Below are 26,818 nucleotides of genomic sequence, written 5' to 3' on the forward strand. Positions count from 1 at the left end.
CTATTTTTTTAAAATATGAACCCCATTATTTAACAGGTTTAGTTTTATCTGTGAAATTATCAGTAAGTGTTATCACAACTCTGCGATTTTTAGTGTGGGCATATTCAGCTTCTTCTGGGTTATTAGAGTACACTAAAACTGCTGGTTCAGATTTTCCTTTAGATGTTACAGTAATTCTATCTTCTAAGGATCTATCATGCTCTAAAATAAAATCTTTAACAGCATTTGCCCTTTGGTTACCTAACTCTAAATTATATTCATCTGTTCCTCTGGTATCAGTATGTCCGACAATAGTAATACTAGTATCAGGGTATTCCTGTGCTTTTTGTATAACTTTTTCAAGTATTACTTTATCAGAATCCTCTATTGTTGCCTTCCCAAAACTGAAATATATCTTTTCAATAACTTTCGTATTAGAGAACACATGATCAACATTCACCAAAGGAGCATGATCAGTAGTTTTGCAGCTACTGAGAATTAAGCATAGTAGCATGAATTTTATGAATACCAACTTATATTTCATAGTGCCTCAATTGTTTTGAACAAGATTATCATGATCATTACTTAAAATTATCTTAAGTCAAGAGAAAAATCAAAGTGTAGCTATATTACTGGATTTATATGATAATTTGCTTTAGTTTAGAAGTTAATAATTTAAATGTCAATCAAGATAAATGTTAGAATATAAAATATGTAAGTATTTTTATGTGCAATTATATTGTAAAAAAGCCTAATTCTTGGTTTACATTTTTAGTTACCTATTGTTAGTTTTAGTGGTTTTTATATGAGGACCAATAATTGGTTATTTGGATTATAAAAATCTATTACTACTTGATTATGATAAATCTGTAATCTATCAACGAACAAAAATTATTAGTTCAAGTTATGTAGAGTAAAGACATGTAATATAATGTTTAAATAGTTTTTTTATAACTATTGATATAGTGCAGTTAGTAATGTATATCATAGTGCTTGTGAAAATGTTGTTTAATGGAGGAATCCATTTATTATCTTACGTTTAGTAAAGTTATTTAAATTTTTTAGAGAGAGAAATATTGATATTTTATGTTATATTGCACTAATATATTGATTATCATTGTCAACTATTTATTGGAATTATGTGATTTTTAGGTATCAGTATTTTTGTTGTTAATATTTTTCCTAGTGTAGCATATATATAGTATGCATTGTATGCTTTAGTATATTTTGGAAAAGTTTTTGCATACCCGTTGATATTATTTAATGAATTTTTGATTAACTAACTAAATGAATTTAACCTACGGAATATTATACATATGAAACATTATAAATTTTTGGAGCAAGTTTTTGATAAAATTGGAAGTATTAATTCTATTATTAGTGTTTTAGAAACTAATAAAGGTAATTTTAGTGATAGAATAGAGCATGTTTGCACCCTTAAAGAAATTAGGCACGAAATTATCAGTAATGAGATGATTGGTGACATGATACAACACTCTGTAGCTAACAAGGCGAAATTAAATGATTGGGAAATTGCTAATTTAAATCATATTGAATTCATACATAAGAATAATGCTGCTATTCCTATAGAATTGGTATTAGATCTTTACAAAGCGCGAGTAAAGTGTAAAAATTCTTGGATATTGTTTCGTAATGGTGATGCTTCCGTACAGGATGTAATTGCCTTATTGTCTAACGTTGTAAGATTAGTAGGTGATGTTGTTTCTATTAAAGCTGAAAGTTTAAAGATTTCTAAGTATGATGTTATTTTAGGATTACAGGATAGTAAATTAAACACAAGGAAGGTGGATGCTATATTTACTGAAATAGGAGCTTTTTTTCGCCATTTTATCAATGAAATAGGTGATAAACAAAAACACAACAAGATTTGTTATCCAAAAAGTGTTAATAAGGATAAGCAGATACTTCTAGGGTATGATACTTTATCATGTTTTGGTATGATTGGTGATAATATAAATATTATTGATCAGGATTATGTAAGTAATAGATATTCATTTGGAAATGAGCTGTCTTTTTTAGTTGATTATGATGAAAGTAATTATAGAGTTGGATTGAAGACTTTGCTCAGAAAAATAGGGTATGCTTTATATGTTTTAAATTTACCTGAGAGGTGGTATAAACAACCTGTAGGATGGAATCTAAACAACATTTTACCTGAAGTTTTAGGGTTATTGACATCAACCCACTTGATGATGAGTAAGGAGTTTATACAACTTATATCTCCTATTTTGAAAAAGCAGTTTTCTTTTAGGGGCAAGGTTGGGCATTATGAAAATATTCAGTTATATTTTAATGAAGTGCGGCCTAGTTTATTTATGCATAAGTCTGATGAGGTGACTTTATTAGCTCATATCATGTTACGATATACTTTAGAAAAGGAAATGATAAGTGATTCTCTGCAAGTGCAAGATTTGCCAGATGCTTGGGTTCAAGGAATGAAATACTATTTTAACATTACTCCAAAGAATGATTTAGAAGGGTTTTTACAGGATGATTATTGGGTAAGTGGGATTTTTGGATATTTCCCTTGTTGTATGATTTCTGCTATTATTGCTTCCCAGATTTTTTCTACTATGGAAAGTAATGACTCTCAAGTTTTATCACAGGTAGCAAAGGGAGATCTCTCATTATTTACCTCATGGATGAATAAGAATATATGTGATTATGGTACAAAGTACAGTAGTATGGATTTATTAAAGAAAATTACAGGGGAGAAATTGAATGTTGCTTTTTATAAAAATTACCTTACGGATAAATATTTGAATGTGTAAGTCGTTGTATGTGTTTAACTAAAGTTGTGTGTTGTGAATTTAATAAGAGTAGAATATGGACAGCGAATATGGTAATATGGTAAATATGGCTAATGCCATTAGAGTGTTATCAGTAGATGCTATACAGAAAGCTACTTCTGGGCATCCAGGTATGCCTCTTGGCATGGCAGACGTTGCTACAGTATTGTTTACAAAGTTTCTGAAATTTAATCCTAGAGATCCTGATTGGTTTGATAGAGATAGATTTGTGTTGTCGAATGGGCATGGATCTATGCTGTTATATTCTATCTTATATTTTTTAGGGTATTTGGATATAGAAGAAATAAAAAAATTTAGACAAATTAATTCTTTAACTCCAGGACATCCAGAGTATGGTTGTACTCCTGGGGTAGATGCTACTACTGGTCCATTAGGTCAAGGTTTAGCGTGTGCAGTAGGTATGGCAATAGCGGAAAAGGTATTATCTGAAAGGTTTGGTAATGAAATTATAAATCATGCCACTTACGTTATGGTTGGTGATGGCTGTCTTATGGAAGGCATTAGTCATGAAGCAGCATCTTTGGCAGGGCATTTGCAATTGAGTAAATTGATAGTATTATTTGATGACAATAGTATTTCAATAGATGGTCCAACTTCTTTGTCTGTTTCAGATGATGTTAAAGCTAGGTTCTTGTCTTATGGATGGGATGTTTTCGAAATAGATGGACATGATTTTAGTCAAATTGAGTCTTCCATTAAAGATGCTCGAAAATCTGACAAACCTTCTTTGATTTGTTGTAAGACAATTATTGGAAAAAATTTGTCTTCAAAAGAAAATACTTGTGCTGCACATAGTTGGCCATTTTCAGAAGAAGAAGTAGTTTTGATGAAAGAAAAATTAGGTTGGCATTACAAACCATTTAATATACCAGAAGAAATTTTGCAGTTATGGAAGGATGTTGCTAATAGATCAGAGGCTGAATACAACATGTGGCTTGATAGATCTACAAAATACGGTAAAACTTCTAGTGATTTTATAGATATAATAAAGGATGGTGTTTCTGATTCAGTTTTGTTGAGTTTAAAAAAATTTAAAGAGGAACTGTATACTTTAAATTTAAATGAAGCAACTCGTAAGACTTCTGGTAGAGTATTGGAAATTATAGCGAAGAATACAAGTAAATTAATAGGTGGTTCTGCTGATCTTACTAATTCTAATAATACTAAGCCGCGGCTTGTATCAGTTATGAACAGAAATAATTTTAAGGGGTCTTATCTACATTATGGTATTAGGGAACATGCTATGGCAGGATGTATGAATGGTATGGCCTTGCATGGTGGGATAATTCCTTATGGTGGAACATTTTTGGTTTTTTCCGATTATTGTAGACCAGCTATTAGATTGTCTGCATTGATGAAAAAGCAGGTTATTTATATTATGACACATGACTCTATTGGAGTAGGAGAAGATGGTCCGACTCATCAGCCTGTAGAACATTTATCATCTTTACGATCAATCCCTAATTTATATGTTTTTAGGCCAGCTGATGCTATTGAGGTACTAGAATGTTGGGAAATTGCATTAAAATTAACTAATTCTCCATCTGTGTTTATATTATCTAGGCAAGATGTTAACTGTATTCGTAGTATATGTATTGAAGAGAATTTATCTAGTAAGGGTGCATATATTATACGTGAATATGAAAAAGATTTAGATGTTACCATTTTTGCAACTGGATCTGAGGTGGAAGTTGCGTTAAAAGCATCTGATATTTTGAAGAATAAAGGGTTAGATACGAGAGTAGTATCTGTTCCTTGTTGGGAGTTATTAGGGCGACAAGATAAAAAATATATCTTCAATTTATTGAATAATAAAAGTATCAAAGCTGCTGTAGAAGCTGCAAGTTCTTTTGGATGGCATAAATACATAGGGGAAAATGGTATTTTTGTGGGTTTAGAAAATTTTGGTATATCTGCTCCATGTAAGGATTTATATAAGCACTTTGGAATCACTGCAGAAAATTTAGTAAGTAAGATACTGGATAAATTGAAGATTAATACAGATTAGATATAGCTGTATAACTCATTTTTATTGAATATTTGCGAATTTAGAATTCTTAGATATTACAAAAAGCTTCACCAAGTTAAAACTATTTAAGATTTTCTTGTAATTGGTTATTAGTTAATATGTGTTTTTTAGAGCTGAATTATAATGTTGAACTTTTGCAGAGTTTTATTAGTTTATGCATTGATATTTACCCCTCATAAGTTTTAGATTTGAAAATCTTTGAAATTGTGAATTTTAATTATATTTTTATATTGTCATAAAATGTTTAATTATTTCGATATATAAATCTTTTAATAATAAAAATATGTGTTTACAAGAGAGGTAAGATATAAATATTATTTATAATTTTAAATCTCTAGGTAGTAATCATATACTAGCGGAGATAGTATCTTATGTGTATTTCATAGCATGGTCTAATTTATTATCAAATAAGTAAATAATGTGATGTTTAGTAATTTAATGTGATGTTTAGTAATTTAAGGTTTGGTTATTATGATTTAAATGTTTGTGTATTGGTAATATTTGTATATATTGATTTTATCATTGTTATCGTTGGATGAAAATGTTAGTACTTACAGTTTGTGTGTTATTATTTTGTATGGGAATGATGTTAGTATATCTATCCATTGGTAGGACTATATATGATAAAATACTTGCTGCAAATTTGTTTGGGACGTATTCTATGGTTTTGATTATTGTTATTGGAATCATAAATGGTACATTTTCATTACTTATAGATGTGTCTTTGGTGTATGCATGTGTTAATTTTATCTCTACTGTTGGGTTTATGAGGTTTTTTCTTCATGGTTCTTTTGGAGATCTAAAAAAATGATGGAATATTTAAGCATGATAATTCTAGGATTGGGAATATTTTTAATTATTACTTCTGTAGTAGGAGTAATAAGGTTTCCTGATTTTTATACAAAGTTATATCCTGCAGGTATCACAGATTCTTTAGGAGCATCTTTAATTTTGATTGGACTTGCCATGCGATCTGAGTTTTCGATTTTTACAATTAAGATTTTATTGTTAATTTGTTTGTTATGGGTTACTGGTACTACAGCATCTTATGCATTAGCACGTTCTGCTTATTACAAAGACAAAAAAGGTAAAGGTGATGTTGAGTAATATTAATTTTATTATGAATGTTGTGTTATCCCTATTCCTAGTGTTTATGTCATTTTCTTTAGTGTTATCTAAAAATCTTATTGTTAATGTAGTAATGATGTGTATATTTAGCTTTTTGATGGCGTTGTTGCATTTAGTGATGGATGCTCCAGATGTTGCAATTACAGAAGCTGCTGTAGGAGCAGGTGTAAGTACTGTACTAATGTTAGTTGCTTTATCATTGATTGATGCAGATAAAGAGAGAATATATGATAATATAAAAATATTTCCTATAGTTATTGCACTAGGAGTATTTGTAAGTTTGATGTATGTGATACCTGATTTACCTGCCTTTGGGAATGCTGACTCTTTTGCAAATAATCATGTTGCATCTTATTATGTAAGAAATACTTATTCCTACATGGGGATTCCTAATATAGTGACTGCGATTTTAGCAAGTTTTCGTGGATATGATACTTTTGGTGAAACAGTTGTAATATTCACTGCTTCTTTGGGGATTTCTTTATTGCTGGCTAAGGATAATAATCATGTTTAAAGATCCAGTTTTGCGAACAATATCTATCTTGATGATACCTGTTATAATCTTGTATGGATTATATATTCAATTTCATGGTGATTATAGTCCAGGTGGTGGTTTTCAGGCTGGGGTTATTGTTGCATCTGCAATTATCTTGCATGGTATATTATTTGGATTGAAGGTTACCTCAAAAGTAATATCACCATATATTGTGAAGTTAATTGGTGGTATTGGTATCTTGATATATGGAAGTACTGGTGTTGTATCTATGTTGCTTGGTAGTGAATTTCTATCTTATTCTACTTTAATGAGTGATCCAGTATTGGGACAGAAATTAGGGATATTTGTTGTAGAATTAGGTGTGGGCATGACTGTATGTAGTTCTATGTTGACTATTTTTTTTAACTTTGTATCTTCTTATAAAGAATGAATACATATTATTTCTAATAATTTTATTTTAAGTATTTTTACTCCGGTGTATGATTTTTAGTTATTTTAATTACATTGTGTCTATAATGTTAATGGTTATAGGATTGTATATTACTGCTACTAGTAAAAATCTTGTAAGGAAGTTGATAGGATTAAATATATTTCAAACTTCTGTATTGTTATTCTATATCTCTATGGGCTATGTTAGTGATGGTGCTGTACCAATTTTAAGTGATAGTGCAGTATTATATACTAATCCTTTACCTAGTGTTTTAATGTTAACAGCCATTGTTGTTGGGGTTGCAATTTTTGCTGTTGGTTTATCAATAGTTGTAAAAATAAAAATGGCATTTTCTTCAATAAATGATGAAAAAATACGTAGATAAACAAATAGTTCTTATTTTACTTATTTATGTTTTTTAGGTGTGGATAATAATAAGGTGTTTTTATCTTTAAAATCTTGTCTATACTGTTATAATTAAAGGCTATAATTAAGTGAGTTTTGGGTATAAGTCTAGTGTCAGATCATAGTAAAAGGATATTAATTGATGCAGTATATCAAGATGGAATTAGAGTAGCAGTATTACGTGATGGGCAAGTTGTAGAATTTGATCAAGAGTCAAAGAGTAAAAAGTGTTTGAAAGGTAATGTGTATTGTGCTGTAGTAAAACGTATAGAGCCATCTTTGCAGGCAGTATTTATTGAATATGGAGCAAATAAGCACGGGTTTTTACCTTTTTCTGAAATATCATTGAATTATTATAATATATCTGAAGGGGAGAAAGAAAAATTATATCAAGTATTGTATGAAGATTCTGATATAAAAAATAACGATGATATAAAAAATGATGATGATATAAAATCTGTAGATGATTCTGTTATATGTGATAGTAAAGATCAAGGAGATGTTAGCCATTATAATGAAAAGTTGACATTGTTAAAAAAAGATAATTTGAAGAATGGTAAATCTAAATTGCCTTTTTATAAATTGTATAAGGTACAAGATGTAATAAAGCTTGATCAGAAGTTAATGGCACAGATTGTAAAAGAGGAGCGTGGAAACAAGGGGGCAACTTTTTCGACTTTTATTACTCTGGTTGGTAGATATTGTATATTTATGCCGAATTCTGGTAATAAGAACAGTGGTATATCTCGTCGTATTGAGGATGCTGATGATAGAAAGGTTTTGAAGAATTTTCTGAGTGCTATAAAACTACCAAAAGAATCTGGTATGATTATTAGAACTGCTGGGTCTAATAAAAGTCAAAGAGATATAGAGCAGGATTTGTCTTATTTACAATCAACTTGGCGAAGTATACAGAATAGTTATGTAAGTATTACTATGCCATCATTATTATATGTTGAAGGTGATATAATAAAGAGAACATTACGAGATTATTGTGATGAAAATACACAAGATATTATTGTATCTGGTAGCTATGCGTATGAGTTAGCAAAAGAATGTGTTAAATTTATGTTTAGGAATAGGGTGCGTCTTAGAATTTATAAAGGTAGTGTTCCTATTTTTTCTTATTACAAAGTTGAATCGCAAATTTCTGAGCTATACGGAAATATAGTTAATTTACCTTCTGGAGGATATATGGTTATTACTCCAACAGAAGCATTAGTATCAATAGATGTTAATTCTGGTAAGATGACAGGTGAGGACAGTATTGAAGAAACAGCTTATAAAACAAATATGGAAGCTGTTAAAGAAATTGCTAGACAAGTTAATCTAAGAGGATTATCTGGATTGATAGTGATAGATTTCATTGATATGTTAAAATATCGCTATTGTAGATCAGTAGAATCTGAAATTAAAGAAGCTTTTAAATATGATAAAGCAAAAGTGCAGTTTGGCTATATAAGTGCATTTGGATTGATGGAAATATCGAGACAAAGAGTCAAGCAAAGTATATTAGAAGCAAATACAGTACAGTGTTTACATTGCAAGGGTGTGGGTAGAGTTAGATCCCTAGAATCTTCTTCTGGAGATATATTACGTAATATTAGATATTGTGCTAATAAGAATCGTAATAAGTTGATAAATATCTCTGTTGCTGGACAGATGGTAGAATATTTTTTTAACAATAAGCGTCAACATATTGCTGAGATTGAGGAAGAATTCAGTGTATCAATTAAGTTGACTGTTAATCAGAATACAAGTAGCACATCGGATTTTAATGTTAGTGTTGAAAATGATGATATGTTAAATCAAAGTAAAGATGTTGTAAATGTGTTTACTGTTGACTATAAGGTTTCTGAAGATAATAAATTAAAAGAAGAAATACAAAACACTCCTACTGGAAATATGTGGATAAAGAAATGGTTAAGCCGTATATTTTCACAATTTAATTCATAAATTTACGAACTTGTGTTAAATAGGGTTGTAATCTTGTGATTTGGTTATTATATCTGTGATTATAGTTTTGATTTTTATGTAAGGGGGCTATTTATGGCTGTTATAGGTATAGATTTAGGTACGACAAATTCTTGTGTTGCGGTTATGGAAGGGGGTGATACAAAGGCTATTGAAAATAGTGAGGGAGCTAGAACTACGCCTTCAATAGTTGCATTTACTGATTCAGAAAGGTTGGTTGGTGATCCAGCAAAACGTCAAGCTACTACAAATGCTAAGAATACTATATATGCTAGTAAAAGGCTTATAGGACGTAGATATCAAGATGTAAAAGATATAAAGTCATCTTATGATGTAGTATCTGCTAGAAATGGGGATGCTTGGATAAAAGTACTTGGTAAAGAGTATTCTCCTAGTCAAATTGGTGCATTTGTTTTGGAAAAAATGAAAGAAACAGCAGAAAGACATCTTGGGCATAAGGTTGAAAAAGCTGTGATTACAGTACCTGCATATTTTAATGACGCACAACGTCAAGCAACAAAAGATGCTGGCAAGATAGCAGGGCTAGATGTTATTAGAATAATCAATGAACCTACAGCTGCTGCTTTAGCATATGGATTAAATAAAAGTGATAAGCAGAAAGTAATAGCAGTATATGATTTAGGTGGTGGTACTTTTGATGTATCAATATTAGAAATTGCTGATGGTGTTTTTGAAGTAAAGGCAACAAATGGGGATACAATGCTTGGTGGTGAAGATTTTGACCATGCAATTATGAACTATTTGATGGATGATTTTAGAAAGACTACAGGTATAGATTTACATGGTGATTCTATGGCAGTGCAAAGAATCAAAGAAGCATCAGAAAAGGCAAAGATAGAGTTATCTAATCGCATGGAAACTGATATAAACCTGCCATTTATTTCTAGTGATAGTACTGGACCTAAGCATTTAAGTTTAAAATTAACTAGAGCTAAATTTGAAAATTTAGTTGATGATCTAATTCAAAGAACTATTGAACCATGTAAAAAAGCTCTTAAGGATGCTGGAATATCTGCAGATAAAATAGATGAAGTTGTATTAGTTGGTGGTATGACTAGAATGCCTAAAGTAGTACAAAAAGTAAAAGAATTTTTTGGTAGAGAGCCTCATAAAGGTGTTAATCCAGATGAAGTTGTAGCAATAGGTGCTGCTATACAAGGAAGTATTCTTGCTGGTGATGTTAGAGATGTATTATTGTTAGATGTAACTCCATTATCTTTAGGTATAGAAACTTTAGGTGGTGTATTTACTCCATTAATTGAAAGGAATACTACAATTCCTACAAAGAAATCTCAAGTATTTTCAACAGCAGAGGATGGTCAAACTGCAGTAACTATTAAAGTATACCAGGGTGAGAGAAAGATGGCAGTTGATAATAAATTATTAGGTCAGTTTAGCTTGGAAGGTATACCTTCAGCTCCTCGTGGTATGCCTCAAATTGAAGTTACATTTGACATAGATGCTAATGGTATAGTACATGTTTCAGCAAAAGATAAAGCTTCTGGTAAAGAGCAAGCTATTAAAATTCAATCTTCAGGTGGGTTAAGTGATGATGAAATTCAAAGAATGATAAAAGAAGCTGAACAAAAAGCTGGGGAAGATGAAAAGCGTAAAAAATTTATTGAGCTAAAAAATAATGGTGAAAATTTAATACACTCTACAGAGAAGTCTTTGAATGAGCATGGAGATAAGATTACAAGTTCTGATAAGCTTGAAATTGAAAATGCTATTAGAGATGTGAAAGATAGTCTCAGTAGTAGTGATATGGAAAATGTAGATATTTTGCAGCAAAAGATTGATCATTTGGTAAAAGTATCAATGAAATTAGGTGAAGCTTTATATTCTAATGCTGCTAATAATCCTTCAGCTGCTGAAAGTACTACAGCAAGTAACGAAAAAGATTCTAAAGTTGTTGATTCTGATTATCAGGAGATTGATAAAAAAGACAAAAAATAGGATTTATCGTTCTTATTGTAGTTGTATAAAAATATAGAGTTGATAGATATATTATATTGTGTTAGGATTCCAATGGGGGTTTCTGTATTGTACGTTGAAGTTAAGTTAATTCCTCGAGCTCAATTGATTTTTTAGGGAACTGTCACTGTTAGTCAATGGAGATTAATAAATGGTGCCCACCTTAGCTTTAAATCTCAGGATATTCAGAGCATAGACGGCAATAACGGTTTCTCCCCATTTGGGATTTATATTTCTTATGAAATCTTGTTATGTCTAGAAATGAATATAACTTAAATGATAGCGATATTATCAATTTTTCTGCTGTTGATTTATTCAATATAGTATTAGATGTTGAGAAATACCCTGATTTTCTTCCATGGTGTAAAGCAGTTTATATAAAAGAACGTAGGGAAAATATAATAATAGCTGATTTGTTAGCTAATTTTAAAGGGTTAAGTGGTCAGTATACTTCAAATGTTATATTTAAGGAGCCTACTATGAATCAAGAAGGGTGGATAAAGGTTGAAGCAGTAGAGGGATTATTTAGATTTTTGCATAATCAATGGACATTTATTCCAAGGGGGGAAAATCAAACATTAGTACAGTTTTATATAAATTGTGCTTTTAAAGTACCTATGTTACAGTCTGCATTTAATTTGGTTTGTGATAGTGCATATAAGAGAATAATGACTGCTTTTAAAAATAGGGCAAATAGTTTATTGTTACCTGAGTAATATATTATTATATTTTACAAGTAGCAAAAGAAGTCGTTACTTGTATTAACAAACAGATAACTCTAGTCAGGTTATGGTTCTATCTTTGTATTAATTATTTTAAACCTGAAGGGTAAGTAAGAATATATTTGTTTAATATAGATATTATAATCAATGATAGATTTTGCTGTTTACAGGAAATGAATTATTATATTTAATAGGATTAACAACTAAAATTACTTCGTCATAAGAAATCGAATCTTTAATAACTTTAAACTTTCTCATTATTGACCTGACCAACATGTAATCTTTCTGCCTGCTATATCTAAAAAAATATCACAATTATCAATATTGAGCGGTTGTTGTTTCGATATAGTTAGTTAAAATTTTAATAATTAAAAAAAGTTGTATATGTGAGCTTTTTTTTTTTTTTTTTTTTTTTTTTTTTGATATTTCCAATTATTTCTGAGTTGCAGGATAATACAATCCAATAGCATTTTTTTATTACTTTTTTGTGAAGAGAAATACAGTTGTTCTAATAAGAAATATATTTATATTTCCAATGTTTAATAGCTATTTTTAGTGCGATTTAGTATTAGTTAATATATAGTTGAGAAATAATAATACTATATAATTTGAGTTATTATGACTAAACATTCCACTAACCGCTACTCTATTATATCACTTATGCCTGAATTCATCTTTTTAGCATTCATCATGTTAGTGATACCTTTATATGATATAGAGATTGAATATAATGTTGGTAGTATGTTAATATTTGCTACATTTTCTATTATTATAGTTCTAGTTTTTTTATATATTTGGAATATAGAAAGACGTGAGACAATTTTATATCTTCTATATTACTTAAGCAGCATAGCCACTATTTCTTCAACGAGTTTATTATCTGTAGCCATGTTATTTGAGGTTATGACATTAAGTGTATTAATAATAGTTGCTTCTGGCTCTAATGGAACTAACAGAAGAGTATTTATGCATTATTCATTTATTCATTTTTTAGCTGGTGTGATGTTGCTTACTGGAGCGTCTGGTCAATTTTTGGGATCAGTTAGTGGTGAAGATAATTATAAAGTGTTTTTTCTAATAGGTTTATTGATCAATTGTGCTTGCTTTCCTTTATCTTCTTGGGTAACAGATACTTATTCTACAGCATTGAATAATGATACTATCATTTTATCTGTATTTACTACTAAAGTTTCAGCATATCTTTTGATGTTATTTTTTCATGGAGAAAAAATATTATTGTTTTTGGGTATAGCAACATCTATTTATGGGATAATTTTTTCGATATTAGAAAATAATATTAAGCGTTTACTTTGCTATAATTTAGTTGGACAGATGGGATTAGTTATCACCACGATAGGATTTTCTTATGGGTATAATGATGATGGTGTTAGTGATATAATTATTTTACAGATAATTCTGTCTATAATTTATCAGAGTTTGTTATTTATGGTTGCTACTTCTGTGATAAATAGTACTCAAAGATTTAATCTTAGTGAAATTGGTGGATTATTCAAAAAAATGCCAATTGAAGCAATGTGTTCTCTAGTTGCTATATCTAATATGGGGTCTTTACCTGGTACTGCTGGTTTTGTTGTAAAGTTTAAGATTATACACATGATAAATAATATGAATCCTACAGAGGTGTTAATAGGTAAATTATTCTTGCTATGTAGTATGTTATTATTTATGAGCGTTGGAATAAAGTTTTTTTCGTATATATTTATATCTAAATCTACAGAAAGTCCTGTTGTTAAAAAGGTTTGTGTGGGATCTAAGCTATCAATCTCAATATTAGCATTAATTTGTGTATTGTTCGGGATAGTATTCAGTTTCCTGTTAGCGCGGGAAGGTATTGGAAAGTGGGATAGTATTGTATTGCAATTTAAATTAATATTTGGAAGTATAGTGTTTTTTAGTTGTTTCCCCTCCCTTTTTAAGGGAAGAGTTAATTTTATTATGGACATTGATTGGGTCTATAGAGTATTGTTTATGCGTGTAGTATTGCTTGTTAACAAGTTTTTGTTATGCATTTATAATATTCTTGTTGCGATGTTAAACCATGTGTTGGATAAGGGAGTATTATTATGTTCTAAGAGCAGTCGGGAAATTTTGAGTATATCAAGTGTTAATCCTTTAGGATTAACAATAATGCTAGGTATGTTATTTATTATTATTATGGTTGTTGTATACTTATGTTTGAATCTTTAACTAGTAGTTTAACTAATGTAATTCAAAGGATGCAGAGTAAGCATGTTATTTCTTCTGAGGACTTTGATGCTACAATGGAAGAAGTGAAAGTCGCTTTGCTTGAAGCAGATGTTTCTTTAGTTGTAGTTAAGAATTTTATCAGTAATGTTAAGGAAAAAATAGTTGGGGAAACTACTGTAAAAGGTGTATTACCGACACAAATGATAATAAAGAAGATCCAGGATTGTTTGATTGAAATATTAGGATCTGAAAAGTGTGAGTTAAATATCTCTAATAAGCCTTTTTCTGTTATTATGATGATAGGGCTTCAAGGTGTTGGTAAAACTACAACTACGGCTAAGTTAGCGTTAAAATTAAAAAATAAAGGGAAAGAAGTCTTAATGGTATCGTTGGACGTCTATCGTCCTGCAGCTCAAAAACAATTGGAAATATTGGGAGAACAGATAGATGTTCAAACTTTGCCTATTATTGAAAATCAAACTCCTATTGAGATAGCAAAGAGAGCAGTGGATATTGTTCAACAAAATGATTTTGATGTTTTAATTTTAGATACAGCAGGAAGATTGCATATTGATCAGGTGATGATGGAAGAATTACAAGCCATTAGAGATCTTACCTCTCCTAGTGAAGTGATTTTGGTTGTTGATTCTATGATAGGTCAAGATGCTGTAAATGTAGCTAAGTCATTTGATAGCAGTGGGATTACAGGTATAATTTTAACCCGTGTTGATGGGGATGCTAGGGGTGGTGCTGCACTTTCTATGAAGATGTCGGTTGGTAAGCCTATTAAATTTATTGCTACTGGTGAGAAGTTGAATGATTTGGATGATTTTTATCCAGATAGGATTGCTAAACGAATATTAAATATGGGTGACGTTGTATCTTTAGTAGAAAAGGCTACAGAAGCTGTAGGTAAGCATGCTATAGATGAAATGCAAAGAAAAGCTCAGAAAGGTGAATTTGACCTAAATGATTTAGTGCACCATTTGAAGGCTTTAAATAAGTTAGGTGGTATTGCTAATATTTTGAAATTTATTCCTAATTTTGGTCCTGATATTAAACGTCAAGTTTCTGTAATTGCAAATGATAGTAGATCGAAACAATATATAGCAATTATTAATTCTATGACAAAACAAGAAAGAAAAAATCCTAAGATATTGAATGGTGCACGTAAAGCTAGAATTGCAAAAGGTTCTGGAGTACATATTAACGTTATTAATATGTTAATAAAGCAATTTAACCAAATGAGTAACTTGATGGGTAAATTTAGTAAGCTTAAAAGTACAAATTTTATGAATCTATTTAATGAGAAATAATTTCCAATTTTTTAGTATATATTTCATTATAAAATATTTTGATAAAATTTTATGTTCTATGTAGCTTTTGTGTTTCATGAATTCTACGTTTTTTATAACAAGTTAAAATATACGAAAACTGTACATAATAGTGGAGTAGTAAAGGTCTTATTTTTAAATGTTTTGAAATCATTTCTGAGTAGGTGGTTATGTTTTTATATGTATGTAATTTGCATGGTTTATCGGAATCTCTGGTTTTTTATCAGTAGTCTATACGATGAAAAGCATATAATTAAGTTATGAATTAATTTTCAAAATTTATTAATTATTTTGTTAGAAGATATTTATGTGAGTTTATTGTAATAACTGAAATGTGCTTTTAAATTATTAAAAAATTTTATTGCATAGTATGTGTTTTTGATGTGTAATGTAGAGTTCGGTTTTATGATATCTACTGTAATTAGTATTGTATTACCTATAGTTTTACACGATAGTTTTAAGGGTTTTAAATATACATTGTGTTACTTTTTTATGTCTTCTTGTAAACACAAGAATGTACTGTCTATTTGGTTACTTAGTATTAGCAAAGGAATATGGATCATACAGATAAAAAGTGTTCTATGACTGCTATAGTTGGAACAACTAATGCAGGAAAATCGACATTAATTAACATGCTGGTGGGACAAAAAGTTGCAGCAGTAACTCCAAAAGTGCAGACTACTAGAGTTAGAATGCATGCTGTATTGAATAATGAAAATGTTCAGTTAATATTTATAGATACACCAGGTATTTTTTCTCCAAAGACAAAGTTGGAAAAATTTATAGTAAAACATGCTTGGATGTCTCTCAAAGGTATTGAAAGTATAATACTGTTACTTGATGTAAAAAATTATTTGAATAAGCATGTTGAAAAGATTATTAGTAGAATCAAGCAATCTAATATTAACGCTATTCTAGTAGTAAATAAAATTGATAGGGTATCTGTGTCATCAATTGATAAGGCTATAGAACATATGTATTTATTACATAATTTTAGTAAAACTTTTACTATATCAGCATTACATAATATTGGATTAAGTCGTTTAATTGATTACCTATGTGAAATTTCGCCTAGTGGTCCTTGGTTATATCCTGAAGATCAGATTAGTGATGCGCCGTTAAAGTTTTTTATGGCTGAAATTACACGGGAAAAGTTATTTTTGTCTCTACATCATGAATTACCTTATTCTTTATCTGTAGTTACTGAGGCATTAGAAGAAAAAGAAGATGGAAGCTTAATTGTTAAGCAGGTAATATATGTAACTAAAGATAGTCATAGAACTATAATTTTAGGTAAAAAGGGAGAAATGATAAAGAAGATTAGTATAGAATCTAGATCTGATCTTCAGGAAATTCTTAATTTGAAGATACATCTTTTTTTATTTGTAAAAGTTAGAGAATTTTGGCTAAATTATTTAGATAAATGTGTAGGATATGTTGAATAGTTTATTAGTTTTTGATATAGAAACAGTTCCAGATGTAGATGTTTGTTGTAATCTTTTGAGTAATTTTGATGATACGGTTGAGCTAAATGAAAAAAGAGAAGCATTAATAAATTACCATTTGGAAGTTACTGATGGTAAGAATCCATTTTTAAGACAACCTTTTCATAAGGTGGTTGCTATTAGTTTTCTAAAAGCAGATATTAAAAGAATAGGGGAATATGAATCCTTTCATTTACAAGAGATACGTTCTGGTGGAAAAGTAGAGTCTACAGAAAAGGATTTGCTAAAGGGATTTTTTCAATATGTTTCATCTTTGAGACCAAGGTTTGTATCTTTTAATGGACGTACTTTTGATTTCCCAGTATTAAAATATAGAGCTATGGTACATGGTATACAGGCGGGGTGTTTGTATAAAATTGGGGATAAGTGGAATAATTATTTTCAACGTTATAGCATTGATTGGCATTGTGATCTATTAGATTATCTTTCTGATTTTGGTACTTCTGCTAGAATAAAGATGAATGAGGTATGTTCAGTATTGAATTTTCCTGGTAAATTTGGTATTGATGGGTCAAGGGTTGCTGAATTATATGATAACGGTAAAATATCTGAGATTCGTGATTACTGTGAGACAGATGTAATAAATACTTATTTAGTATACTTAAGGATGATGCATTATCAAGATAGAATTACATCACTAAATTATAATGATAGCATAAGTGATTTATTATCGTATTTAGATGCTAATGAAAAGGAACATTTCAAACAATTTAGAATCGAGTGGGATAAATCTTGTAGCGGAAATTTTTATCTTTAAGCATAGATCCATATATTTAGTTAATTAATTTATATATTTACTAGTATATCGTTATTATATTAGTGAATTTTTTGGAATCCATTATGCGAAATGTAAAGTATGTATTATTTTGGTTAGGTTTTATAGTGTTAGTAACACTGTTTGACGGGATAAAAGGTGATGTTGCTAATAGAAAATACTTTGAGAAATTTTTTCCAAATAACGTTACTCAAAACACAAGCGTTAGTTACGTTGATGGAGGAGGAGTTGAGTTTCGTAGAGCCAAAGATGGTCATTTTTATATAGAAGCTATGGTGCATGGTATACCAGTTAATTTTTTAGTTGACACTGGGGCTACTGATATAGTCTTGTCAGTGGAAGATGCAAAGAGATTGAAAAATCATCTAAAGTACTTAAATAGAAAGAAGACTTATCATACTGCTAATGGTACAGTAAAAGCTTTATATGTAGAAATATCTGAAATGCAGGTAGGAAAATTTATTGTTAATAATGTAAAAGCTAGTGTTAATGTTTCTCCGATGCGCACTTCTCTTTTAGGAATGAGTTTTTTACAATATTTTCATTTCAATATGAGTGGAGATAAATTAACATTAAATTCTTATTAAAATGTTTAATATGATTGATCAATGATTTCACATAGAATAATGTGAAAAAATGTTATATAAATGCCTTATTTATCGAAAGTATGTGATTTTTTAATTGATAGTTGTACTGTTTTAGTTTTACGGATTTAGATAAATATTTCTAATAGATAGATGTATTATTTATTAAATTTAGTATAACTTCGTCTTTTAGCATATCTTCATAAATTTGACACGGTGACATATAAGTGCATAACTATTATTGTTGACCATTACTTCAGGTGGTACTGGTAATCTGGAATATAGTTGTTTAACATTGAAGATTCATGAGCTTCAGTTTTAATATTTTACTGGTATTATATGGACTGGTGTTAATAACTAGAAATATACTATGGCTATAAAAGCATATTTAATTTTATATAGAGATTTGTAAAAATATTAAGCAATTAATTTGTCTAAGTGAGTATATAATTTTTTAAATGGTTATTATCATATTTTACTACTTATAAGTTAGAACTTAGTAAGATTATTATTCATAGTATGTATGTAATACTAAATGAGCTTGATATATTAGGTAAATTCTATAAGTGTTGTTTGTTGATAAATAGAGATTTTAAGAATTACTGTACATTATTATAAAAAAGTATATTAGCTGATCGAAGTTTATTGCCTATTATGTTTTATTCATTGTTGATTATGAAGTCTTGATATTAATGAGATATTTATTTTATTTTAAAGTATAAGGTTATTTTAGTACTAAGTTTGTGATTAGGAAAAAAGACTGCTATGCTATTTGTTATGTAGTAATATATATTTTTTATTATCAAGTGTGGAATTTATGGAAGGTAGGTTAAATCAATTAGTTGGTTTAATGAAAGAATATAGAATTGATGTATTGTTGTTGCAGAATACAGATGAGTATCAATGTGAGTATGTACCTGTTAATAAGCAGAGAATAAAATGGTTATGTGATTTTTCTGGTTCAAATGCTACTTTGATAATATCAAAGGAGGGTAAGCAGAATTTTTTTACCGATGGTAGATATATATTACAAGCAGCGCAGGAATTGGACCTTAATTATTATCAAATACATAATGTTTGTAGTTTAACTCCTTGGCAATGGTGTGTAGAAAATTGTTTATCTAATACTGTTATAGCTTATGAATCTTCTTTGTTTACTTTAAGTCAAGTAAGAAAGTATGAGGATTGTGGTGTTGTTTTGAAGTCAATAGATCAAATTTTGATTGATAAATTATGGATTCGTGATCTTACTGTAGAACATAACATAGTACAGCATCCTTTGAAGTATTCTGGTATTGATAGTTATAAAAAGTCTTGTGAAATTGTAAAATATTTATCTGGTAAAGATGCTATATTAATCACAGATATCGATGTTATTTCATGGATGCTAAATATACGTAATAAGAAGTTTCTTTATAATCCATCAGTGTTATCTAGAGCAATATTATATAAAGATGGAAAAGTTGATTTATTTGTTGATAATGTGCATTTGGTAGATGTTAAATATAAACATCTTAGTATATATTCTTCAGATGATTTATTTAATGTTTTGAAATCTGTAAAATCAATAGCTATAGATGCATCTACTATACCAATGAACATCTTTTTATCTTTACAACAACAAGATGTATTAGTGTATGATTCAGATCCTTGTCTTTTAATGAAAGCTGAGAAAAATGATGTTGAAATACAAGGTGTAATTAACGCTCATATTAGAGATGGAGTTGCTGTAGTTAATTTATTATATTGGTTGAATATTCAGTTAAGTAATAATCGGAGAGTTACAGAATTGGATGTTGAATCAAAATTGTTAAGTTTTAGGCAAGAGCAAGATTTGTTTCAAGGTGAAAGTTTTGCTACAATCTCTGGTTTTGGAGAAAATGGAGCTATAATACATTATAAAGCGAATAGTAAGACAAATAAGTTAATTTGTAAAAATGGATTGTATTTGTTAGATTCTGGAGGGCAATATCTTGATGGGACAACAGATATTACGCGTACTATTGCTATAGGGGAACCTACATCTGAGCAGATTACCAATTTTACATTGGTTTTAAAAGGTCATATTGCTTTAGCAATGGCAGTTTTCCCCTTAGGAATTACTGGTGGAATGTTGGATATATTAGCTAGGCAGTATTTGTGGAAATCAGGGCTTGATTACCAACATGGTACAGGTCATGGAGTAGGGAGTTTTCTATCAGTTCATGAAGGTCCTTGTGCTATTTCTTATAAGAATAATATTGCATTAAAACCAAATATGATCTTATCAAATGAGCCAGGGTACTATAAAAATGGTGAATATGGAATAAGGATTGAAAATCTTATGTATGTTGAAAAGCATGTTGATGGTTTTTTAGGATTTAAACAATTAACATGTGTACCAATAGATTTAAAATTAATAAATGCAGATATGTTAAGTGAAGAAGAAATTAATTACATAGATCAGTATCATAGTTTTGTATACAATACTGTTGCTCCATATGTAAATAAAGAAGTTAAAGATTGGTTATATTATGCATGTAGAAGTTTGAAAAGGTAAGTAGTTTTATTTAATAATAATGACTTTTTGTATATTAAAATGTCTTATGAGTATGTTATAAATTATAATGTTTAACATAAAGTAATAGCTATATCTTACTGAAATATCTGAATTTTATGGTTTACTTTAATATGTGAGGAATCTATCTTTTTTATAAAAGAATTAGAGATTTCAGTAAGTGTGATAATAATATATCAGATATTAGTTTAATTATATCATGTAACCATTGAATAATATAGTTTTTTCAAGGAAAGCATATAATGGTGTGTTAGTTTTATATAAAAAATATTTACAAAAAGTAGATTATGTTTTTTGATAATTATAACATGATAGTTATTTCTACTGTATCACTGAATTAATGATAACAGTGATTTGTTAGTAGATTGATCAGATACTTTTATAGTTTTCCAGCAAGCTGTTTTTGCAATATCTGCAATTTTATTACTCATAGCATATATAGTAATGCCTCCTATTTTATCGTGAATATTATGTTTTTTGATTAATTCAATCAATATTTTAGCAGTTCTGGAAGAATAAAGTAATATACCTAATATTTTGTTTTGAAACAAAGCATTGTAACAGCGGTTACTAAAGTATTTTCTATCTATTGTATTGTATAGTATAATTTCTTGAAAATTTTTATAATAATGGAAATTTTTTTTAAGATTGCATGTAACTTCTTTGCCTCTTATATATAGGATATTAGCTTGGTTATGATTTCTTATATAAGATATAACGTCATTAATATTTCCATTGAGTGATTTTACGGATGTAAAACCTAATTCTTGTGCAATATTCATAGTATTGTTACCGACAGTAATAATATTTATATCTCGGTTTTTAGTAATTTTACTTAAAGCAATTATGCTGTGCTGACTTGTGGATATGATGAAATCAAAATCCTTTACATTGATTTTAGCTATTAAATATTTTATTGAAAACATTGGTTCGATATAGACATTGAAGCCTAATTTATTGAGATGTTCTTTGATTTTTATAGAATCTTTTTTTGGTCGAGTAACTAGTAAAGATTTCATATAATGTACTGTGTACTTGTTTAAAAAAAACATATCTCAGTATATATAGACAATCAACTTAATATTTATATTTAAGAGATATGTTTGGGTACAACTTGATAAGTAAACATGAATTACATAGTACCCTAATTTTATGCTAAAATTTACCTAGCTGTCGTATTAAGTACTTACTTTATCTATGTACTTTTTTTATTTTACATTGTGTTAATTTGATATTAATTATACTTAAATTTATTGATCATTATTATCAGTAGTAATTTTATACTATGTTATAAAAGAATATTATATGAAGTTCATGTATCGAATAAGACATGCTGTAATAGTAATTCTATTTTTTACTATATTAATTACTCCATATGTATCAGTAGTAGCTGAATGTGTGAGATATGATCGGAAAGATATTGTAGTTGGATTATTATCTACTGAATTTGTTAGCTATCCTAATGAATATAAAACGGCTGTGGGAATTACACAATTACTTGAAAGTTATGGGGTTCGTGTGGTTCTGATGGATTATAATATAATTATGCAGTTAGTTAAAGATGAGGTAATAAGGATTAATGAAACTCATAAAACACATTACGGAGTATCCCGATACATTATAGAAAGTGTTGTTGCAAGGTTTATAGAAGAACATAATATCAACAGAATATTTATACCAGGAAACTATTATAATATTAGTTCTATGCCAATTGCTCCGTCTTTAGATAGGCAACTAGTTACTAATGCTATTGTTAGGGTAGTTTATGATAAGAATCATTGTATACATCTTCTTGGCGTCTGTGGTGGTTTGCAAGGCATAATGTATGCAAATGGAATTAGAATTACGAGAGTAGAAAATATAATTAATTCTCATGTTTCTGTAGAATCACATACTATTTCAATGCCTGATCCTAGAAGTGTAGATGCTAATTTGCATCAAATCAAAATTTTTCCTAATAGTAAGCTGTCAGGTATTGTAGCTAATTTGAAGTTAGATAAGAATCAAATTATATATTTTCCAGATGCACATTCAGAGGCAATCGATAATGATGTAGAAAATATAATGAAAATGTATAATTTAGGGTATAGTATTGCTGCCGTATCAGAAGATGGTGTTATAGAAGCAATTGAAGATAAATATGGTAATATTTATTTTCAATTCCATCCAGAATATCTTCTGATAAATGCTGAAAGAAAATTTGGAGATAGTACAGGTAGGGATGCATCAATTATACTTGCAGATGCAATAATTAAAGATTTTCTTTTTCGGAATTGAAGAAATTATATATAAAAAATAGGTTATATTGATGAGTATATGTTTGAAAAAAGACTATAATTTATCTGTTTCCCTATAGTTTTTTACATTGTTTTTACTTATTTATATAATGTAAGTGATGATAATAGTTATATCTTGGATAGTTCTGATTTGAGTGTAGATTTTATGTTTCTTGTATAAATTGATACCATAGTAATTTTATAATAGTAGTGATCTATTATTTATTTTATTAGTGCATATAGCCTAAGAATAGTCAATTTTATTGCCTATATAGGAGAGTTAATAACTATCTTTTAATGTTATTGATTTTGGATAAAATAGACCCAGCAAGTTGTGTATTTGCTGAGTGTGTGGTTGGTAGATAGATTTGTAAGTAAAGATGTAAATTTTGATTCTTTTGTTATAATAAAGTAGCTCTGTTATTAAAACGTTTAGCATGATAGCTGAAATTTTGCTTCCAGTACCGATTAATAAAACATTTTATTACGCTGTTCCAGAAAATCAGTTGTTTTTTGTTGGTGAATATGTTCTTGTCCCTTTTGGTTTTAGGACTATGGTAGGTATTATATTGAAACTGACTGATACAATACCTTCAAGTTGTAGTATAGAAAAATTGCAATTAAAAGTTATAATTTCTAAAAATTCTTTACCAAAAGTTAATGCTGCATTTCTTAATTTTATCAAGTGGGTAGGCGACTATAATATTGTTCCAGCAGGTTTAGTATTGAAAATGGTATTCAGTAATGTAATAAATTCTAAGTCTTTTTATAAGTTAGAATCTTCTGTAAAGAAAAATGATAGATATAATGATGTAGAAATTATGTTATCAGATGAGCAAAGGGTTGCATATAATAATATTATTAATAAAATTTCAGATTATTCAGTTGTACTGCTAGATGGAGAAACTGGTTCTGGAAAGACTGAAGTTTATTGTGAGGTTATACGTGAATTAATAAAGAGGGATAGTACAGCACAAGCATTAATTTTGCTTCCAGAGATAGTATTAACATTACAATTAATAAAGCGTATAAAGCGTTATTTTGATAATTATTGCCCAGTAGAATGGCATTCAAATTTAACATTAAGGAATCGTAGAGAATATTGGTTATCCATAGCACATGGCCAATCTTTAATTGTAATAGGCGCAAGATCTGCTTTGTTTTTACCGTATAAAAATCTTAAGATAATCATTGTAGATGAAGAACATGACTCATCGTTTAAACAAGAATGTGGAGTCCTATATAATGCACGTGATATGTCTACTGTATTGGCAAAAAGCCTGAATATACCAGTGATTTTATCTTCTGCTACTCCATCTTTGGAGGCAATCAATAATGTGTTAAAGTCTCAGTATTATCATGTGAAATTGACGCAAAGATTTGGGAATGCTAAGTTGCCATCAGTAGGGATTGTTGATTTATGTAGAAGCAAGATGGTTAATGCATGGTTATCGGATAAGCTTTATAATAAAATATTGGAAGCTTTACAAAGACAAGATCAAGTTATGCTTTTCTTAAACCGTCGTGGATATGCAAAATTGAGACTGTGTAAAACTTGTGGTTTTAAAGTACATTGTAAAAACTGTGCTACTTGGCTTGTAGAACATAAAAGAAAAAATGTATTATTGTGTCATTATTGCGGATATTCTTGTGCGATGCAGAGTGTATGTACTAATTGTTCCGAATCATCTCTTGTATCATATGGAATAGGTATAGAAAAAGTGGCAGAAGACATTGTTGCACTAATACCGAATGCTAAAATTGCAGTAATTAGCAGTGATATTAGTAGTAAGGATATCAGTGTTATGATTGATTTAATTATGCGTAGTGAGGTAAATATTATTATTGGTACTCAAGTAATAGCAAAGGGTCATAATTTTCCTAAGTTGACATTAGTTGGTGTAATAGACGCCGATTTAGGATTGAATAATAGTGATTTACGTGCTACAGAGAGAACTTATCAGTTATTACATCAAGTGTCAGGGCGTTCTGGTCGATTTGCAGATAACGGTGAAGTAATTTTACAAACTTATGATGTTAATAGTCCTTTGATAAAATCATTGTCATCTTATAATCGTGAACTATTTTATAATTTAGAACTAGAATCTAGGTTATTAACTAATATGCCACCATATACAAGATTGATAAGCATAATAATTAGCGGGAAGAATGAAATTCATGTAGTAAATATATCAAAACAAATAGTAAAAAGCCTTCCAAATACCTTGACTGTTCTAGGTCCAGCTCCTGCCCCTATAAGTTTCTTAAACATGCAGTATAGGTATAGAATTTTAATTAAAGTACAGAGTAATGTTATGATACAAAAACTACTTGCTAAGTATAAGGAGTATTATACTAAATCAAATAAAATAAAAATTACCGTAGATGTTGATCCAGTAAATTTTATGTAGATTTGTGTTTACCGTGTAAATATGTAGATTATTACTAAGATAGCTATAGGATTAATAATTATATATGATACTTATTGTATTGTAGTTAATTTTGTGTTTTTGATTGGGTATGTCTATTTTATTGCAATTAGTTACTTTTTAATGAGCATTGAACGTTGCTTTATCATATTAAGTGATATTATGGTTTGGTCAAATTAGTTGCATTCTCATAGTGCTTAGTTATTTTAAACCTCAATAATCTGAAGAATTTGTGTTTGACTAATGTTACTGTATTGTTATAATGAATGCCTATTAGTTAGTGTTTTAGGTTTGTAAAATGAGTAGGGTTTGTGATATTACAGGTCAAGGAAAGTCTTTTGGAAACAGGGTATCGCACTCTAATCGTAAAACTAAAAGGGCTTATTTAGTCAACTTACATAATGTTACTTTAGTAAGTGATGTTTTAAATAGGAAGTTTAAGTTTAAAATATCTAATCGTACTCTAAGAACAGTAAATTATAAAGGTGGTTTTGATCTATATTTGCTTAATACATCATCTAGAAAATTGACTGATAAAGCTCAAAAGATTAAAAAGCTTATAAAAAATGCTGTAGCAAAAGGCGTAAAAGTTACATTGTAGTTTTTTTTTAATTTTGTCTAATTCTTTTTTCCTTGATATAAGATGTTATCAAAATAACACTAGATTAGTGTTATTTTTACAATATGATTGTAGAATATTATGATAATATTAGCTATTCTTAGCAAAGCATATTGCAGTTATAAGTGAGTTCTGATCTATACATTATAAATGTTGCTATGTTTTTAATGTTTTGCTAGTGTTATATGGCGATGTTAACAGCTAAGAATATACTGGCTGCAAGAACATATTTAGTGCTATAGCATATTATTTATTAAATCTAGTATAACTTTGTCTTTTAACATATCTTTATAAGTTTGACGGTGGCGTATAACGTCATAGCTACTATTGTTAACCATTACTTCAGGTACTAGTAATCTGGAATTATAGTTGCTTGACATTGAAGACTCATAAGCTCCAGTTTTAATATTTCACTGACATTGTGGGTTAATAAGTAGAAATATACTGTGGCTGTAAAAACATATTTAATGTATTATTTATTAAATTCTAGTATAATTTCGTCTTTTAGCATATCTTCATAAGTTTGACGGTGGCGTATAACG

Annotated in this window: 21 protein-coding genes and 1 other RNA gene; 20 read left to right on the forward strand and 2 right to left on the reverse strand. The window is 29.1% G+C overall.

Annotated elements, in window-relative coordinates; translation table 11 throughout:
* Positions 1 to 25: 25 nt before the first annotated feature.
* Positions 26 to 523, reverse strand: coding sequence for an OmpA family protein (locus EHF_RS01795; protein WP_044194506.1), 498 nt, complete (start codon positions 521 to 523; stop codon positions 26 to 28).
* Positions 524 to 1,295: 772 nt separating this feature from the next.
* Between EHF_RS01795 and EHF_RS01800 the strand changes: the two genes are divergently transcribed.
* From EHF_RS01800 to EHF_RS01880, 17 genes are all read left to right on the forward strand, one after another.
* On the forward strand, positions 1,296 to 2,771 hold the full coding sequence (locus EHF_RS01800) for a gluzincin family metallopeptidase (RefSeq protein WP_044194508.1): 1,476 nt from the start codon (positions 1,296 to 1,298) through the stop codon (positions 2,769 to 2,771).
* A gap of 55 nt (positions 2,772 to 2,826) precedes the next feature.
* Complete coding sequence (tkt, locus tag EHF_RS01805; RefSeq protein WP_044194510.1) at positions 2,827 to 4,818, forward strand: transketolase; 1,992 nt, start codon at positions 2,827 to 2,829, stop codon at positions 4,816 to 4,818.
* A 562-nt stretch (positions 4,819 to 5,380) separates the two neighbouring features.
* The gene (locus EHF_RS01810) at positions 5,381 to 5,650 is read left to right on the forward strand and encodes a monovalent cation/H+ antiporter complex subunit F (RefSeq protein ID WP_044195843.1); all 270 of its coding nucleotides are present in this window, start codon (positions 5,381 to 5,383) and stop codon (positions 5,648 to 5,650) included.
* Positions 5,647 to 5,946 (forward strand): monovalent cation/H(+) antiporter subunit G, encoded by a 300-nt coding sequence (locus EHF_RS01815; protein ID WP_044194513.1) that lies wholly within the window; start codon positions 5,647 to 5,649, stop codon positions 5,944 to 5,946. Before EHF_RS01810 ends, EHF_RS01815 begins: the two co-directional genes overlap by 4 nt.
* Positions 5,936 to 6,481, forward strand: coding sequence for a DUF4040 domain-containing protein (locus EHF_RS01820; protein WP_044194516.1), 546 nt, complete (start codon positions 5,936 to 5,938; stop codon positions 6,479 to 6,481). Before EHF_RS01815 ends, EHF_RS01820 begins: the two co-directional genes overlap by 11 nt.
* Positions 6,474 to 6,893, forward strand: coding sequence for a Na(+)/H(+) antiporter subunit B (locus tag EHF_RS01825; RefSeq protein WP_044194519.1), 420 nt, complete (start codon positions 6,474 to 6,476; stop codon positions 6,891 to 6,893). Before EHF_RS01820 ends, EHF_RS01825 begins: the two co-directional genes overlap by 8 nt.
* Before the next feature lie 49 nt (positions 6,894 to 6,942).
* Positions 6,943 to 7,278: a cation:proton antiporter subunit C gene (locus EHF_RS01830; protein ID WP_044194522.1), complete on the forward strand. Its 336-nt coding sequence runs from the start codon at positions 6,943 to 6,945 to the stop codon at positions 7,276 to 7,278.
* Between the two features lie 131 nt (positions 7,279 to 7,409).
* A complete protein-coding gene (locus tag EHF_RS01835; protein WP_044194524.1) occupies positions 7,410 to 9,254 on the forward strand; it encodes an Rne/Rng family ribonuclease in 1,845 nt (614 codons plus the stop codon).
* A gap of 93 nt (positions 9,255 to 9,347) precedes the next feature.
* Positions 9,348 to 11,249 carry a molecular chaperone DnaK gene (gene dnaK / locus EHF_RS01840; protein ID WP_044194527.1) on the forward strand — a complete coding sequence of 634 codons (1,902 nt, stop codon included), beginning with the start codon at positions 9,348 to 9,350 and terminating at the stop codon, positions 11,247 to 11,249.
* A 76-nt stretch (positions 11,250 to 11,325) separates the two neighbouring features.
* A non-coding RNA gene (ssrS, locus tag EHF_RS04575) (6S RNA) lies at positions 11,326 to 11,483 on the forward strand.
* A gap of 35 nt (positions 11,484 to 11,518) precedes the next feature.
* A complete protein-coding gene (locus EHF_RS01845; protein ID WP_044194530.1) occupies positions 11,519 to 11,983 on the forward strand; it encodes a type II toxin-antitoxin system RatA family toxin in 465 nt (154 codons plus the stop codon).
* A 624-nt stretch (positions 11,984 to 12,607) separates the two neighbouring features.
* Entirely contained in the window at positions 12,608 to 14,197 is a 1,590-nt protein-coding gene (locus EHF_RS01850) for a proton-conducting transporter transmembrane domain-containing protein (protein ID WP_044194533.1), read from the forward strand.
* The gene (gene ffh, locus EHF_RS01855; RefSeq protein WP_044194536.1) at positions 14,182 to 15,513 is read left to right on the forward strand and encodes a signal recognition particle protein; all 1,332 of its coding nucleotides are present in this window, start codon (positions 14,182 to 14,184) and stop codon (positions 15,511 to 15,513) included. The genes EHF_RS01850 and ffh overlap by 16 nt, the downstream gene beginning before the upstream one ends.
* A 572-nt stretch (positions 15,514 to 16,085) precedes the next feature.
* Positions 16,086 to 16,976 carry a GTPase Era gene (era, locus tag EHF_RS01865; protein ID WP_044194542.1) on the forward strand — a complete coding sequence of 297 codons (891 nt, stop codon included), beginning with the start codon at positions 16,086 to 16,088 and terminating at the stop codon, positions 16,974 to 16,976.
* Positions 16,966 to 17,793 (forward strand): 3'-5' exonuclease, encoded by an 828-nt coding sequence (locus EHF_RS01870; protein ID WP_044194545.1) that lies wholly within the window; start codon positions 16,966 to 16,968, stop codon positions 17,791 to 17,793. Before era ends, EHF_RS01870 begins: the two co-directional genes overlap by 11 nt.
* A gap of 83 nt (positions 17,794 to 17,876) precedes the next feature.
* Positions 17,877 to 18,398 (forward strand): retropepsin-like aspartic protease family protein, encoded by a 522-nt coding sequence (locus EHF_RS01875; RefSeq protein ID WP_044194548.1) that lies wholly within the window; start codon positions 17,877 to 17,879, stop codon positions 18,396 to 18,398.
* 814 nt (positions 18,399 to 19,212) lie between these two features.
* A complete protein-coding gene (locus tag EHF_RS01880) occupies positions 19,213 to 20,934 on the forward strand; it encodes an aminopeptidase P family protein (protein WP_044194550.1) in 1,722 nt (573 codons plus the stop codon).
* 347 nt (positions 20,935 to 21,281) lie between these two features.
* Here EHF_RS01880 and EHF_RS01885 read toward each other — a convergent pair whose 3' ends face one another.
* Positions 21,282 to 21,971 carry a uroporphyrinogen-III synthase gene (locus EHF_RS01885; RefSeq protein WP_044194553.1) on the reverse strand — a complete coding sequence of 230 codons (690 nt, stop codon included), beginning with the start codon at positions 21,969 to 21,971 and terminating at the stop codon, positions 21,282 to 21,284.
* A gap of 295 nt (positions 21,972 to 22,266) precedes the next feature.
* Here EHF_RS01885 and EHF_RS01890 point away from each other — a divergent pair, with 295 nt between their 5' ends.
* The 3 genes from EHF_RS01890 to rpmB all read left to right on the forward strand — a co-directional run bounded on the left by EHF_RS01890 (position 22,267) and on the right by rpmB (position 26,258).
* A complete protein-coding gene (locus EHF_RS01890; protein WP_232228967.1) occupies positions 22,267 to 23,229 on the forward strand; it encodes a gamma-glutamyl-gamma-aminobutyrate hydrolase family protein in 963 nt (320 codons plus the stop codon).
* A gap of 436 nt (positions 23,230 to 23,665) precedes the next feature.
* A complete protein-coding gene (priA, locus tag EHF_RS01895; RefSeq protein ID WP_044194558.1) occupies positions 23,666 to 25,639 on the forward strand; it encodes a replication restart helicase PriA in 1,974 nt (657 codons plus the stop codon).
* A 316-nt stretch (positions 25,640 to 25,955) separates the two neighbouring features.
* Entirely contained in the window at positions 25,956 to 26,258 is a 303-nt protein-coding gene (gene rpmB / locus EHF_RS01900; protein WP_044194561.1) for a 50S ribosomal protein L28, read from the forward strand.
* Positions 26,259 to 26,818: the final 560 nt, after the last annotated feature.

The sequence above is a fragment of the Ehrlichia japonica genome (assembly GCF_000632845.1).
In the GTDB taxonomy this organism is placed as follows: Bacteria; Pseudomonadota; Alphaproteobacteria; order Rickettsiales; family Anaplasmataceae; genus Ehrlichia; species Ehrlichia japonica.